This window comes from Marinobacter sp. Arc7-DN-1, from assembly GCF_003441595.1.
GTDB classification, from domain to species: Bacteria; Pseudomonadota; Gammaproteobacteria; order Pseudomonadales; family Oleiphilaceae; genus Marinobacter; species Marinobacter metalliresistant.
Genome location: NZ_CP031848.1, coordinates 2,020,606 through 2,034,855, shown reverse-complemented (window position 1 = coordinate 2,034,855; position 14,250 = coordinate 2,020,606). Strand labels below are relative to the sequence as shown.

The 14,250-nt window shown below is 53.7% G+C and carries 9 protein-coding genes and 1 pseudogene; 5 read left to right on the top strand and 5 right to left on the bottom strand.

Features of this window, described 5'->3' with window-relative positions; genetic code table 11:
* Positions 1–182: 182 nt before the first annotated feature.
* From D0851_RS09575 to D0851_RS09545, 5 genes and pseudogenes are all read left to right on the top strand, one after another.
* Complete coding sequence (locus D0851_RS09575; protein WP_162893712.1) at positions 183–980, top strand: XRE family transcriptional regulator; 798 nt, start codon at positions 183–185, stop codon at positions 978–980.
* Between the two features lie 335 nt (positions 981–1,315).
* Positions 1,316–1,600: a helix-turn-helix domain-containing protein gene (locus D0851_RS09565; RefSeq protein ID WP_061333982.1), complete on the top strand. Its 285-nt coding sequence runs from the start codon at positions 1,316–1,318 to the stop codon at positions 1,598–1,600.
* A gap of 137 nt (positions 1,601–1,737) precedes the next feature.
* Positions 1,738–2,058 (top strand): IS3 family transposase, encoded by a 321-nt coding sequence (locus tag D0851_RS09560; protein ID WP_162893711.1) that lies wholly within the window; start codon positions 1,738–1,740, stop codon positions 2,056–2,058.
* A 594-nt stretch (positions 2,059–2,652) separates the two neighbouring features.
* Positions 2,653–4,176: a group II intron reverse transcriptase/maturase gene (gene ltrA, locus D0851_RS09550; RefSeq protein WP_117618443.1), complete on the top strand. Its 1,524-nt coding sequence runs from the start codon at positions 2,653–2,655 to the stop codon at positions 4,174–4,176.
* Between the two features lie 89 nt (positions 4,177–4,265).
* Positions 4,266–4,721 (top strand): annotated as a pseudogene (locus tag D0851_RS09545) (IS3 family transposase); the annotation flags it as partial.
* A gap of 192 nt (positions 4,722–4,913) precedes the next feature.
* Here D0851_RS09545 and D0851_RS09540 read toward each other — a convergent pair.
* The 5 genes from D0851_RS09540 to D0851_RS09515 form a co-directional block, all read right to left on the bottom strand.
* Entirely contained in the window at positions 4,914–5,366 is a 453-nt protein-coding gene (locus D0851_RS09540; protein ID WP_117618441.1) for a macro domain-containing protein, read from the bottom strand.
* A 35-nt stretch (positions 5,367–5,401) separates the two neighbouring features.
* Positions 5,402–6,721, bottom strand: a complete 1,320-nt coding sequence (locus tag D0851_RS09535) for a restriction endonuclease subunit S (protein WP_117618440.1) — start codon at positions 6,719–6,721, stop codon at positions 5,402–5,404.
* A complete protein-coding gene (locus D0851_RS09530) occupies positions 6,714–9,119 on the bottom strand; it encodes a type I restriction-modification system subunit M (protein WP_117618439.1) in 2,406 nt (801 codons plus the stop codon). The genes D0851_RS09535 and D0851_RS09530 overlap by 8 nt, the downstream gene beginning before the upstream one ends.
* 1,247 nt (positions 9,120–10,366) lie before the next feature.
* The gene (locus D0851_RS09520; RefSeq protein WP_117618437.1) at positions 10,367–10,609 is read right to left on the bottom strand and encodes a hypothetical protein; all 243 of its coding nucleotides are present in this window, start codon (positions 10,607–10,609) and stop codon (positions 10,367–10,369) included.
* A gap of 26 nt (positions 10,610–10,635) precedes the next feature.
* On the bottom strand, positions 10,636–13,392 hold the full coding sequence (locus D0851_RS09515) for a phage tail tape measure protein (RefSeq protein WP_117618436.1): 2,757 nt from the start codon (positions 13,390–13,392) through the stop codon (positions 10,636–10,638).
* Between the last annotated feature and the right edge of the window lie 858 nt (positions 13,393–14,250).

The following is a 14,250-nucleotide window of genomic DNA, read 5'->3' as shown; positions in this document are numbered from 1 at the left end:
GGAGAGGCCCGCTGTATAGCGGGCCTCTCTGTTTTCAGGCCAGTGATTTTTTGCCCATGGCTTTCTCGATTAAGCTCATCAATAGCCACTTTTGTTCCCCCTGTTTCAGCGCACTGATTTTGATCGCAATTGCGTTTAACTGATCGCTGATATCTAACGGGTCTCCTACTATGATTCGCGCTATGGAAAAGATCAAGGGTGTGAACCCGTCTCGAATTCTTTGGTGCTGTGACGACCTGGGTGTTTCTGTTGAGGAACTTGCCCACGAGACAGGTATTGCCCTCGCTACCCTTGAGAAGGCACTTGAGGGAAAGGAAGCTCTTTCCGTCAAACAGTTGCAGAAGCTAGCCTTACACTTCAACCGAGGCTTGCTGTTTTTTCTCGAAGAGGGCCCCGTCAGTGAGGGACGCGTTCATTCTGTCCAGTTCCGGACACTGAATAATCAGAAACCTCAACTGAGCCCCCGTTTCCGTGCTTTGGTTGAACGAACCGAGCGTCAGCGCCTCACTTACCTTAGTCTCCGTGAAGACTTGGGTGAGCCGGCTGAGACAGATTGGTATCCAGAAAAATTTGCGGTGAATGCTCCGCGACCAGAGCAGGCAGCGAAGTTAGCTCGCGCTTGGCTTGGGCTTCAGCCGGGGCAGAGTTTTGCCGATATGCGGGCAGCTGTGGAGGCCAAGAACATTCTGGTCTTCCTGAGTAATGGCTATGCAGGGCAGTGGCAGATTCCCAAGGAAAGTCCCATTCGGGGTTTTTCCCTGTATTTCGACAGCTTTCCGGTCATCTTCATCAAGAAGCAGCAATCCGAAGGTGCCCAAGCCTTTACCATGATGCACGAACTGGGTCATTTGCTGCTTCACCGCGAGAGTTTTGTCGATGACGAAGACGATTTCTATAGCCACAGCGTTAACGAGGTCGCAGCGAATCGATTTGCGGGTAACCTGCTTGTACCAGAAAAGTTCTTGGAGAAGCTGGACTAAAGCGCTTCCCGGAAGATGACGTAACGGCCTATGACCTGTTCCTGGAAGACGATGCCCGGCGCTGGTGTGTCAGTCCCGAAGTCATTCTGCGCAGGATGATGGATTCTGGGTTGCTTCCACAGGAAGACTACCAGGCCTACCGCAGGTGGAAACAATCCCTGCCTGTGATTGAACGACAGAGCAGCGGCGGTTCCCGCTATCGCTTCAAGGAGCCGGTGAGAGTCTTTGGAAAAAGCTATGTAGGCACTGTGCTAGATGCCCTTCATGTGAAGTGGACCCCGAAATTTGGACAGGTGCCTAAGCTCTGATTCATCATCTCCACAAGGAGGAGAATCATGAGCAAGAAACGCAAGCAATACAGCGCATCGTTCAAGTCCAAAGTCGCCCTGGCCGCCCTCAAGGGTGACCAGACCACATCCGAAATCGCTGCCCGTTTCCAGATCCACCCCACCATGGTCAGCACTTGGAAGCGTGAGCTGCTGGAGAATGCTCCGGACCTCTTCGAAGGCAAGAAAAAGTCTGGCAAGCAGTCCAACGAGCCCAGTTCTGACGAGCTTTATCGCGAGATCGGCCGACTGACGGTAGAACGCGATTTTTTGTCGCGCAAGCTCGATCAGTAAGCCGTCAACAGCGGTTGACGATGATCGAGCGTGGTCATCCCCAGGTCAGCATTTCGCGCCAGTGTGAGCTGCTCAAGCTGAGCCGTTCCTCGATCTATTATGTCCCTCGTGAACAGCCACAGGAGGACCTGAATTTGATGCATCTGATCGACCGGCAGCATCTGGAAACACCGTATTATGGTTCTCGCAAGATGCGTGTTTACTTGCAGCGTAAGGGCCATCAGATCAATCGCAAGCGAGTGCAACGGCTGATGCGCATCATGGGCATTCAGGCCGTGTATCCGCGGCCCAGAACCAGCATTCCGGGTGACGGGCACAAGATCTATCCGTACCTGCTCAAAGGGCTGATGATCGACCGCCCCAATCAGGTGTGGGCGGCTGATATCAGTTATAGTGTGCCCGGAGTTCAGGGCGAGCACGGAAGCTCAAATGAACCACGAGTCTATCTGGAATATTGAACCATTACCTCATGAAGAGGTAACGAAACAATCCCACCTACTGTGAGGGTGGTGAGCCTGAGCGGCAGTGACCTGCGGTATGCCCGCAGGGTGATGTAACCCGCTGACAACGGGGATTGAGGCGAGGTCACTAAGCCAAGATGATCCTCAAGGCTGAGTGTTGAAAGGCTGAAGAACATGAACCCATTCATCCGCCTCTGTGGGTTGAAATGTCACCACGGCTTACGTGACCTGATAAGCCGTACAGGAAGGTGAGGCAGTCTGAAATGTAAGCGCTGCCGAACGAAGAAGCCTGAATTAGTAGCTAGGGCTTTGGTACAGCAGTATCCATCACAGAACGGACTGCTGCTTCCTGTCAACTTGCGGCAAGCAAGGGTAAAGAGTGCGATGGGCAGCCTCCTCAGCATGCTGGAGTCCAGATAGGTGAACCGGGGAAGGTCAATATTGGATGCCAAAGGGGCATGACCCCGATGCCAAATTGACTGGCGGAGCTCCCGTAGTAGTCCGCGATGGGGAAAGCCCATTACATGGCGAAGGGGAGCAGTTTAAACGTGTTTGCCAAGCAAACTACCTGACCAAACAAGGTGAAGACCTTTGATAATCAGCGAAATGCAACGCAAGCTAGCGACTTGGACAACAGCCGACCCCGCTCGCCGGGTGGACCGGCTGTTGCGCCTGATAGCACAGCCTGACTGGCTTACAGAAGCAGCTCGGATCACCCTATCTTCCAAAGGGGCAAACACGCCCGGGATAGACGGGGAGACCAAGCTGACTGTTCAGGCCAGACTGCCGACCATTCTGAAGCAAATCAGGCACGATTTACTCTCTGATGCTTATCAGCCGTTACCGGCTCGAAGGGTGTATATCCCGAAGGCCAACGGCAAGCAACGGCCACTGGGCATCCCCACCTTGCGCGACCGCATCGTTCAACGGGCTATGTTAATGGCGATGGAGCCCATGTGGGAAAGCGACTTCCATACGCTCTCCTACGGGTTCCGACCGGAGCGAAGCGTTCACCATGCAATCCGCACAGTAAAACTACAACTGACGGACAATGGTGAAACGCGTGGACGCTGGGTCATTGAAGGGGATCTGTCCAGCTACTTTGACACCGTGCATCACCGGCTGCTGATGAAAGCTGTACGCCGCAGAATCAGGGACCGACGCTTCCTGAACCTTCTTTGGCGATTGATCAAAGCCGGTCACATTGATGCAGGCCTATTCCGGGCGGCAAGCGAAGGCGTGCCCCAAGGTGGCGTTATCTCACCACTGCTATCGAATATCATGTTGCATGAATTCGATCAGCACCTGAACCAGCGCTACCTTGGCAAGAAAGCCCGGAAAGATCGATGGTACTGGAACCACAGTATCCAGATCGGTCGAAGCTCAGCCATCCGAGAGAACCGACAATGGAAGCCAGCTGTCGCATACTGCCGCTACGCCGATGACTTTGTGGTTATCGTCAAGGGCACCAAAGCCCAGGCAGAGGCGATTAGAGAAGAATGCCGGGAGATGCTGGAAGGAACTCTTAAGCTGAAACTTAACATGGATAAAACCAAGATTACCCATGTGAACGACGGCTTCGTGTTCCTGGGGCATCGCATCATCCGCAAGCGAAGCCGTTATGGCGATATGCGGGTGGTGGCGACGATCCCCCGGGATAAGGCACGTAACTTTGCAGCATCTTTAACCGCTAAGCTGTCAGGCAATTATAGTGAAAGCAAAATCGACATGGTCGAATCCATCAACCGAAAGCTGAAAGGCTGGGCGGCGTTCTATCAGTTCGTCGATTACAAAGCGAAAGTCTTCAGCTACATCGATGGTGTCGTGTTCTGGAAACTGGCCCATTGGCTGGGCCGCAAATATCGCTCCCGGCTCAAACCGCTGATGCGTCACTGGTTCAAAGTCCCGGCTTCAGGTCAAAGTAAGACTTGGGTGCTGTATGGCAAAACCAATCAGGGGCTATTCAGTGGAGCTATCCTATACCGACTCGTCGGTCACGGGAAAAAGCGATTCCGTTGGCGTCTTCCAGATGGTAATCCCTACCTGAGGACAGAGTCCAGAAACACGTGGACCTCTCGCTTTCCCGAAGTTGCTATGGCCTTCGCCAGCGTTTAGGCGGAGAGCCGGATGCGCTGAAAGGTGCACGTCCGGTTCGGAGAGGAGAGGCAGGGAAATAGTCCGACTACGCCCTGCCTCTTACTCTACTTCCGCTGGCTCGGGGCTTCATGTACCTGGTCGCCATCATCGACTGGTACAGCCGCAAGGTGCTGGCCTGGCGGGTTTCCAATACCATGGACACAGACTTCTGCATTGATGCCCTGGAGGAGGCCCTACAGCGCCATGGAGCGCCGGAAATCTTCAATACTGATCAGGGTGCCCAGTTCACCAGCGAGGCCTTCACAAGTGTTCTCAAAGAGCATGGCATCCGGATTAGCATGGACGGCAAAGGCTGCTACCATGACAACATTTTCGTGGAACGGCTCTGGCGCAGCGTCAAACACGAGTGCGTCTACCTCACTGCATTCGAGGATGGACAGCACCTGAAACAGGCGCTCCACCGGTACTTCCGGCATTACAACCAGACCCGGTACCATCAAAACCTTGATTATCAAACACCAGATGAGGTGTACTATGGGCAAACCATAGCCTTGGCAGCCTGAGCCAGGGAAACAACAGGATCATAGCTTAGGAACACCATCAGGTTGTCCAACTGATTGGGTCCACCTCAATGAGCAACGCATCACCCTGGCCAGGGCCAGCTCTTAACTGGATAACCTGAAACTAGCGGACCTGCGTCAGCTGGAAGATACGCATGCTGCTATTTGATGCGTCGTCGATTATTCATGCTTGGGCTATAAGGGCTCAAAGATCAGTATCCGGGTGCCAGCAAGGTCAGCAAGCGCATCTTCAATTCGTGGTTTGACCAGTTCCCAGTCCAGCCCGCCAAGGCCGCATCCAAGTGGCGGTATGGCAACGGATAAGATCTGTTTCTCGGCCAGCACTGCTCTGAGATCTGCCAACCCCTGGTCTATCCACTCCAGCTTCGATGGATCGCGCCAGTGCTGCTTGGTTGGAAAGTTGATGATCCAGCGAGGTTCAAGCAGTGTTTGCTGCTCGGTTGTAAACATTTTGCCGGTCCTGACCTGACCGTATTGGCAAGCTTGCGTATAGGCACGGAAATTTTCCGGGAATGCGTTTTTGAATGCCAAGGCAAGACCTTTTCCCATAGCGCCCTGAGTGTTAACGGGATTCACCAGTGCCTCTGCGTCGGCCTCCAGTAAATTTCCTCGACAATACTCAATCATGAATTAAACCTCAGTGTTAGTGCCGTCGAGGATAGTCATACTGCATCCTTGAGCAGGGGAGTGACGCGGACGTGGCCGGTGAGGAGATCATCCATTAAGCCGGTTTTCTGAGCCTTCAGTTTCCCCATGTTGCGGCCCTCTAATTCGAGACGCTTTTTATATGACCGAAGATAATCGACTATCGCTGATTGCTCTGCAAAAGGCGGCACTGGAACTTCAAAAGCCTTTAGCTGCATTGAGTTGATTGATGCGAGGTTCGTGCTTTGTTTCGACGATTTGACGAAGTAGGCCTTGCCCCTTGAGGAGCCGGAAAAGTACGCCAAAAAGTACGGGTCTAACAATTCGGGAAATGTTCGGACACGGAAAACGTGATTCTGGTGGATGCAGGGCTCTATTTCACCCTCCCAGACAGTGCCTCTACCCAGTTTGTCGAAATCACCGCCCTCGTTCATCAATACATCACCAGGAATCAAGCGGAACTTTTCGACATCTGCAGGTTTGACCCTAAGGAACTTGACCTGCTCAAGGTAGAGGTACCCATCCTGCACATTTGCGACTCTGAGGTATGCGACCAGAGGCCATGAACTGCTGGGCTGCGGTCCTCCCAGGGTTACACCGCTAACAATTTCAGACATGGTTCCGAGTTGGCGAACTTCCCACTCCTTAGGAATCAATCCTGAAGCTGACTTCTTATAAAGCTCCGGCACCTGATCAGGCGCGGGGCGGAGCTGGCCGTTCTGGTCGACGCCTCGGGTTAGCAGGTCGTGGAGCAGGCCTTCCTTGATTTTTTCTAGCTTGGCGATCAGGGCTGCGTTTTTCTGGATTTGGGTGTCCAGGATGTCGAGGATCTGGGCGATCTTTTGCTGCTCTGCTGAGGGCGGAGCAGGGAGTTTAATTTGCTTGAAGTCTGATCCGGATATCTCCAGGAAGGTCGTCCCGGACGCTCTGCGTTTCAGCTCTGAGCTTATCTTTCTCGACCAGTGGTAATAAAAATCAGGATTTGAGCTTTGACGAAAGACAATGTTCTTGAAACCCTGATTGGTCGTTACCGGGACCGAGTTGATAGCACAGTATCCAAGAGATGCACGAGTAGTGACTAGCAGGCTGCCAGCAGGGAGAAGATTGGCGCCGCTTTGGCGGAGCCCTTCATCGGTGATCGATTCATTAGTCAGGTGGAGCGTCTTTGTATTTAATGAAGTCAACTCGCCGGGGGTAACCCACGGAATGGTGCCCCCCCAGAAATTAGCTATTTCCCGACTGGGCGTTCCGCCACTAACTACTGATCCCAAATCTTCAACTGTTGCTATCGCCCAGTCATCTGGTAGATCAGCTAAAGTACGTTCGTAATCAGTCATAGCCCAGCCCTGTAAGGAATCCCTTCAGTATACTTGCGGCTTCATCCCGCTCCGCTTCAATATCCGCCAACGTCACCGAGTACTTGTCCCACCAGATTTCAAATGCAGTGATGACTTCCTGCTTCTGCTTCCGAATGTAATTGTCCAGTATCCCCAGCATGTCGTTATGCAGAATCGTCAGCATCAGTTCAGCGGCGCCGGCTTCATCCAGTGAATCCACCGCTTCGTTAAGTCGCGCCTCAAAGCTGGCTTGTTTGGCTTTCAGGGTCTTGGTGGCCTTGGTGCGCTCAGCCTTCCAGACTTTGATATCCGCCTCGGTAGGCGCGTCTTCGTCCGGTTCGGGGTCGTCGTCTTCCTCCGATTGGGCGGTTGCTGCTTTGATTCGGGCGTCCAATTCTGCTTTGCGAGCTTGCAGGTCTTCCAGTTCGGCCACGTAGTCTGCCAACAGGAACATCACAAGTTTGTGGTCCAGTGGATTGGTTTTGTTCTGGTCGTCTTCCAGCAGAGTGATGATGCTGGTGCGCCAGGCGTCCACCACGCCCAGCACGCCACGAGCCTGCAGGGTGCGGAATTCGTTTTTGTTCTGGTCCCAGAAGCCGGCGATGATGCCGCGCACGGCAAACCGGTCCAGCATGCCGATGGGGTCCAGGGCGTGGGTAAAGGTGCCAATCAGTTCTTCCCGCAGGGCGCTCAGTTGCTGGCCGTTGCCGGAGAGCTGGCCGATGTGGGTGCCCCGCTGCTGCCACCAGCTTTCGAAAGTATCCTTGAGCCGGGCTTCTTTGTGCTGGACGCCTTCGTTTTGTTCGATAACCGGTTTAATGCTGGCCTTGTCGGTGAGGCTTTCCCGGAAATCCACGTAATCCTCTTCGCCCTGCTTGGCTACGAGCAAATCCATGGGGTCCAGACCCTGGGCATCAAACAGAGATTGTTTGGCCTGAACCTCTTTCAGGGGAATGCCCCCCACCAGGTGTGCCCGTACATCCTGGGGTTCCGGTGGTGGGGCGTTGTCTGCATAGCGGCGGATATTCAGGTTGTAATCGTTTTCCCGCAATTCATCCAGGCTGACAACGCGCGAAAAGCTGTCAGCCTCGGCAAAGGCCTCGTATGTGCTGACGATTTTCTCGATATGTTCCGGCAGCAGGTGATTCTGGGCACGGCCTTCGTGGTATTCCCGGTCGGCATTGATGAACAGCACCTTGCCTTTGCGTTCCGGCGCTTTGGCGCCTTTGTTGCGTAGGATCAATATGCAGGCGGGAATGCCGGTACCATAGAACAGGCTGGACGCCAGACCGATTACGGCCTCCACCAGGTCGTTCTCCAGCAGGCCAGCACGGATGCGCTTCTCATCACCACCCCGGAACAACACGCCGTGAGGCATGACGGTGGCCAGCATGCCGTCGGATTTCAGGCTGGCGACCATGTGCTGGAGAAACATTAGGTCGGCTTTCTTGGCGCCTTCCGGTACCTGACCGTACTGGAACCGTTCAGGGAACTGTGTGCTCGGCGAGAAACCGATGGAGAAGGGCGGATTGGTGAGGATACGGTCAAAGCGCATCAGTTCACCGCCATCCACATGCTGGGGGTCTGTCAGAGTGTCTTCATTTCGCAGATCGGCGCTGGTGATGCCGTGAAGTAGCATGTTCATCTTGGCGATTGCCCAGACGGAGCCGGACGCCTCTTGCCCGAACAGTGACAGGTGTTTCGGATCGCCGCCCTGCTCCTCCAGGTATTCTTTCGACAGAATCAGCATACCGCCGGACCCACAACAGGGATCGTAAACGCTCTGGCCTTCCTGGGGATTTGCCAGTCGCACCATCATGCGTACCACGGAGCGGGGAGTGTAGAACTCGCCGCCTTTCTTGCCGGCTGAATCAGCAAAATCGCCAATCAGGTATTCGTAGGCCGCGCCCAGCAGATCCGGGAACTCGAAGTCCTCGTTGCGTAGGCGGTACTGGCTGAAGTGGACGATCAGATCCCGCAGCTTTTTGTCGGGCAGGGTGGTAGAGCCCACCTTGCGGGTGAAGTCGATATGTTCGAGCACGCCCGCCAGGCTGACGTTGTGCTCCTCCAGCCCCGCCAGGGCCTTGTTCAGGTAGTTGCCCACGCCGTGGTGGGCGTCGTTCATCAGGAAATCCCAGCGGGACTGCTTGGGGACGTAGAAGGTGGACTTGTACCAGTTCTCCATGTCCGCGATGGCTTCCGCCTCAACCTGGCCCTTGTCTTTGGCCACCTGGTTTGCGACCACCTCCTGATAACGCTGCTCAAAAACGTCGGAGCAGCGTTTGAGAAACAACATGCCGAAGATGTATTCCTTGAACTCCGAGGCGTCCATCTTACCCCGCAGAATGTCGGCGGCCTTGAATAGGTGGCGTTCGAGTTGTTCGAGCGTTAATGCCATTAGTACTTCCGTTTGGTGTTTCTGGGAACGCGGAGCGATAGGTGCGACATGTTGGTTTGGAGGGCGTCGCGACTGCTGCGTTTGGTTGAGGTGATATTGCCCGCTCGGGGAGGGATGATCAACTGGTCAGGTGGGAAATGGATTTGGAGTAGCCAGGGCTACCTGGATCTATTTGACGAGATGCCAAGGCAGAAGCTCTTTGGTGCGATTGCCGCTCAGAGATACCTGTAGATCCTCGCCGATACGGGAAACGGTGTATTCCTGCTCATATCGCAGATCCCCTACTTGTTCGTATTTGAGAGGCAGGAATGGCTTCCGTTGAGATCTACACATAACCACTGCGTTCACGCCTTTTAGGTGCTTGGCGAACTCGAGGAAAGCCTGTTTCTCGGGGTAGACGTATGCACTCTCGATTAATTTTGACACTCTTTTGGACCAGAAAGGCATAAAAAAGCCCCGTTTCCGGGGCTTTAGGGCGTTTCAGTGGATCTCGCTGGACATCCTGAAACTCTTGGTTGGTGGAGACGGCGTCCAATGCCGTAACGCATGTAAGACAATGATATTAAACATTTAATATGAATTGTAGTTTTCTTTATACCCCCATAAATACCCCCATCATCGAAGCCATACCCCTTGATTTGGTCGTACCTTAACCGCTCTGAAAACTGCCAAAATCCTTAGGTGCAACCGTAGAAATTATTTTTTCTGCATCATTGGTTATAGGTGGTGCGGATCTCACCAGGAACAGAAGCGTTCAGCCGGGAGCTGCCTTCAGGTAAGTCGGTGGCCCGGTGGTCTGATCCTATGGCCGGAGGCCAACAAGGACAGCCGGAGAGCGGTTCCCGGTATCAGGGCAACGGCATGGCCGCCAGCAGGGTCACGGTCTGGGGGTATCTGCCAGGGCGGCAGGTGTACGCCAGGAACAGCAGCACAGGAAAAGTGTCTTCGCTTGTTTATAGATCAAAATATTCTTAGCCCGGTTTTTGCATAAATCTTATTCTTGCCGTAATTGTGCAGTTTTTATTTTTAATAAACATTATGTTATAGATATAAGCAAAATCCGTTCACTAGAATTTCAGCATATATCTAAAAGGAATATAAAGAGTCGGGGGGGTACTTGCTGGCCGCCGGCTAGACTGGGCAAGCGCCCTGCACCTGCAACACCGGCCCGGCTTGAGATACCCCCAACGGCTGGCGGGATCATCACCAGGTACAGGGCGGTTTAGAATATGGGGCACCTGATCCCGTTATGAATAATTGCTCTGATTGCCTCCGGGCTGAAAGACTGTTATTCGGCTTTCAATGTATTCGTCTAGTGTCTTTGCTTCGGATTCCGTTAATTCCGTTTGATATTTCAGTAAGAGAACCATGGTCTTTGCTGATATATAAACTCTATGCAGCATGTTTATATCAGTTGCTTTATCAAGCTCCTGAAGCGCCGTCCCCAAGGGATGGTTTGCATATCTTTTCTTCAGCTGTTCGATTGCCATACTGTTTCCAGTCAAAGTTCAGATGTTCACCTTAGGCCAAGTAACATCTCTTCACCCTCGGCGTTAACTCGCGCCTGAATGCGTTCCAGAATCTCAAACATGAAGGCTTCCAAGTGGGGGGCGAGGCCATCACCATCGACCTTTATGATTGCATCACCTTTCGAGAGCTGTCGCGTTTTTTCCTTTATGTAATCAATTTCCGCTTTCGTCATTTTTTCCTGAAGTTCGAAGGCTTTTTCTCTAAGCTCATTCTCTTTACGAATCTGCTTTGATAGGTCAATCTGAGTCGATCTACTCGCGTCATCGTATCCACCAAACAGCTTTTCAATTAGCCCCGTTGAGTCTGTGAAAGCCTTACCAATGGACTGGGCCAGCGCAACCACTTTATCTGCATTAGCCTCGACTTCTGCAATATCCAGAGAAACAACGGCTTCAATTCTTTTGATTCGTTCGTTGCTGTCTATTTTTTCAAGCTCTAAGCGATAGTCCGCTGTCTCATTAATGACCTTTCGTGTTTTCTCCGCTGCATCATCGAGGCTTTTATTGGAGCGAATCACACCACCAGTCCAGCTATTTACTTTTCCGGTTGCTTCATCGTATCCGAGAACCAGGCTCTTATTGTCTTCTGCCAGTTTCCTTGTAGTGTCTCCTACTTCACCCAGGGCACCCCCGCTGCGTTCAACACGGTTGTTTAGATCGTCTACCGCGTTCGTTGCTTTGCGCTGGCTCCCTGTAAATTCCTCCAAGGAATTATTGAACTTGTCTTGCTGGTTCGCATTCCTCACCAGCTCAGCGGCCCGTTTATTCAGGGCTTCTGTATCCAGTTCAGCGGCCTGTTTCGTATTATCTAGGGCATCCGCCAATCGGTCATTCAGCTGCTTCAGTTCGCCTGTTTCTTTCGCAAGTTTCTTTTCTGATTCAGTGAGGGGCGCAAGCTCCTTTTTAATCTTCTCTATTTCTTCCGCGTTGAATTGCTCATACAGCCAAGAGCCAATAGAAGTCCCAAATGCCTTCTCCATCGGTTCAATAACGTATGCGTTAATCAGTTTTCCTACCCCATACCCGCCAGCTAGGGCCAAGCCAATCAACCCGCCTTTACCAGCTGAAGATGCTATTCCCTGAATGCTCCCGAGGTTGCCGAGTATCGCCTTGAACCCTTGCACCCCTGCCAGCGCTACCATGCCATTACCGACTGACTCCAGACCACCACCAAGGGCGCTCAGGGCGGGCAATACGGTATCAATTGCTTTCGCAATGCCCAGCAACTCCCCGACGCTTTGTTGTGTGGCCGCATCAAGGTCTTGGAATTCCTGAATGCCGGTACCAATTGCCGAGAAGAGTGGTTCAAGACCACTAACAATTCCGGACGATATGTTCACCAGGGCGGTGAAGGCGTCAACGACTTTCTGAAGTGCACTTTCTAGCCCCTCAACCGTTGAGAGATCAACCGTGCCGAAGACCGCCTCAAAGGCGTCTCCCAGTTCATCGCTAAGCCCGTCGAAGGCAGTTAGCAGCTGCGAGAAGTCGAGACCTTCAAAGGCTTCCGGCAGATTTTCCGCAATAATGTTTACTTGTTCCGCGAAAGACTCAAGACCGCCCCTCAGAGCATCAAATAGCACATCAGCATTTTCCCCTTGCGCGGCTTGCCGGAATGAATCCACCAGGTTCGTAGTTGCTTCAGTAACTGCTTTGGTCTGGTCGATATATTCAAGGCCGGCAGTAGCAGCGGCAGTGGTAAAGGCCGCTCTCAGTTGCTTAAGTGCGAACTGAGCGGATTCTGTTTTGGTCTGGAATTCCGCCAGGGCTGAACCGCCAGCATTCAGCGCTACCTTTAGTATTTCTTCTGAGCGCTCCGCCCCGTTGAGTACTGCAAGAAATCGGCTCATCTGCTCAGCACCGGCAATCACCGTTGCAACCCGCTGTTTTTCGGTGTTGTCGAGGCCTTGAGTTGCATCAATCAGATCATAGAGAACGTCTTTTGTGTCCCGGCGTTGGCCGTTCACTTCAAGTTGAATGCCAAGTTCCTGCTCTAATAGTTCCTTGCGTTCCTTGGTAGGCTTAATCAGATTGCTGATTGCCGTTTTCAGAGCGTTCGCGGATTCAGAGCCCGAGCGGGTTACTTCAACAACCGGTGTCAGCAGGGCCGCTGTTTCTTCAAAAGATAGCCCCAGCGTTTTAGCAATTGGGCTCAGAATCTTAAAGCCTTCTCCGAGTTGCTCTACTGAGGCCCCGGCCTGATTCGACACCCCATTTAATACATCTAACAGGTTTGCCGCTTCTGAAGCCGGAGCCTGAAAGCCCGCCAAGGTACCAATCAGCAGTTCGCTGGATTGTTTCGTAGTGAGATCAGCGGCGTTTACCGCTAGCAGTGACTGTTCAACCAGAGATAGCGATTCTTCAATATCATAGCCCGCCTGCCTGAAATCGGCGGTACTTTGGATTATCGCTCCAGCATCGACACCGAACCGGCTGGATAGTTGGCTGAACTGGTCCGCATAATCCTTCGCGTTTCCCTCGCCTTCACCCATGACCTTTTGCAGGTCAATCAATGCAGCTTCAAAGGTAATCGCTTCTTTGGTGGCAAACGCCAGAGCGGCCACTCCTAAAGCTGCCAAAGCTGCATCTAGCTTAAGAATACTATCTGTAACCCCTGCCAGCGGCCCGGTTATATTTCCGACACGGTTTGATAAAGCATCAAGGTTCCGCCCTACTGAAGTAATCGCTCCGGCGGTTTTGTCAGTCCCGCCAAAGATGATTTCTACTGTCTTGCTTAGGTCCGCCATTTTCCGCCCCTTCCGAATAGTCTAAAAGCTGCCCCGGTTTAACACTAAAAGGCCCCCTGCTTTCTGTATTCCCGCGTTCTTTGTGTTTATCCCGGAAGCGGCTGGCGGGCAGGACAGCAGCGACAATGGGAGACCGGCTCCCGGCACTGGAGCAACGTCAGGAGAAGAAGCGCCCGCCAGAGGCCGGCCCGGCCTGAGATACTCCCAACGGCTGGCGGGATCATCACCAGGTACAGGGGCGGTTCAGCAGCTGGCGGGCAGCAGGGAACCGGGAGCGGCCCTCCGGCTGGCGGGCAGGGCGGTGGCCTGATCCCGTGCCGGGAGGCCAGCAGCGACAGCAAGAGGCCGGCTCCCAGTGTCAGGGCAACAGCAGGGCAGTGAACCGCCAGCACTAGCCCGGACTGGGGTAGGTACCCCCAGCCGCTGGAGTACTTGCGGGCCGGTCGTATATCGCAAACCTACAGAACCTACTAAAGCCCCTTCCGTGGGTTTTGTAGGTAGCATATCCGGGGGTCACGCCAAAAGCAGGGGCGCACCAGCGGCAGCGGATCATCACCAGGTACAGGGCGGTTTCAGCAGCTGGCGGACAGCAGGTAACCGGTAGCGGCCCTCAGGCTGGCGGGCAGGCCGGTGGCTTGATCCCGTGCCGGAAGGTCAGCAGGGGCAGCAGGAGGCCGATTCCCCGTACCAGGGCAACGGCAGGCGGTGGAACCGCCAGCAACGGTCCGGCTTGAAATACCCCCAGCCGCTGGCGGGCTTCCGCAGGTGGCAGGCAGGGCGGACAGCCGGCCCGTCCCAGGTACCCCCAGCGGTGGCAGATCATCACCAGGAACAGGGTAGCTCAGCAGCTGGCGGGCG

What these genes read in the sequence shown, in the direction of transcription:
- D0851_RS09575 (WP_162893712.1), top strand. Translation starts at nt 183, where the DNA reads ATGGAAAAGATCAAGGGTGTGAACCCGTCTCGAATTCTTTGGTGCTGT.
- D0851_RS09565 (WP_061333982.1), top strand. Translation starts at nt 1,316, where the DNA reads ATGAGCAAGAAACGCAAGCAATACAGCGCATCGTTCAAGTCCAAAGTC.
- D0851_RS09560 (WP_162893711.1), top strand. Translation starts at nt 1,738, where the DNA reads ATGCATCTGATCGACCGGCAGCATCTGGAAACACCGTATTATGGTTCT.
- D0851_RS09540 (WP_117618441.1), bottom strand. Translation starts at nt 5,366, where the DNA reads ATGATTGAGTATTGTCGAGGAAATTTACTGGAGGCCGACGCAGAGGCA.
- D0851_RS09535 (WP_117618440.1), bottom strand. Translation starts at nt 6,721, where the DNA reads ATGACTGATTACGAACGTACTTTAGCTGATCTACCAGATGACTGGGCG.
- D0851_RS09530 (WP_117618439.1), bottom strand. Translation starts at nt 9,119, where the DNA reads ATGGCATTAACGCTCGAACAACTCGAACGCCACCTATTCAAGGCCGCC.
- D0851_RS09520 (WP_117618437.1), bottom strand. Translation starts at nt 10,609, where the DNA reads ATGGCAATCGAACAGCTGAAGAAAAGATATGCAAACCATCCCTTGGGG.
- D0851_RS09515 (WP_117618436.1), bottom strand. Translation starts at nt 13,392, where the DNA reads ATGGCGGACCTAAGCAAGACAGTAGAAATCATCTTTGGCGGGACTGAC.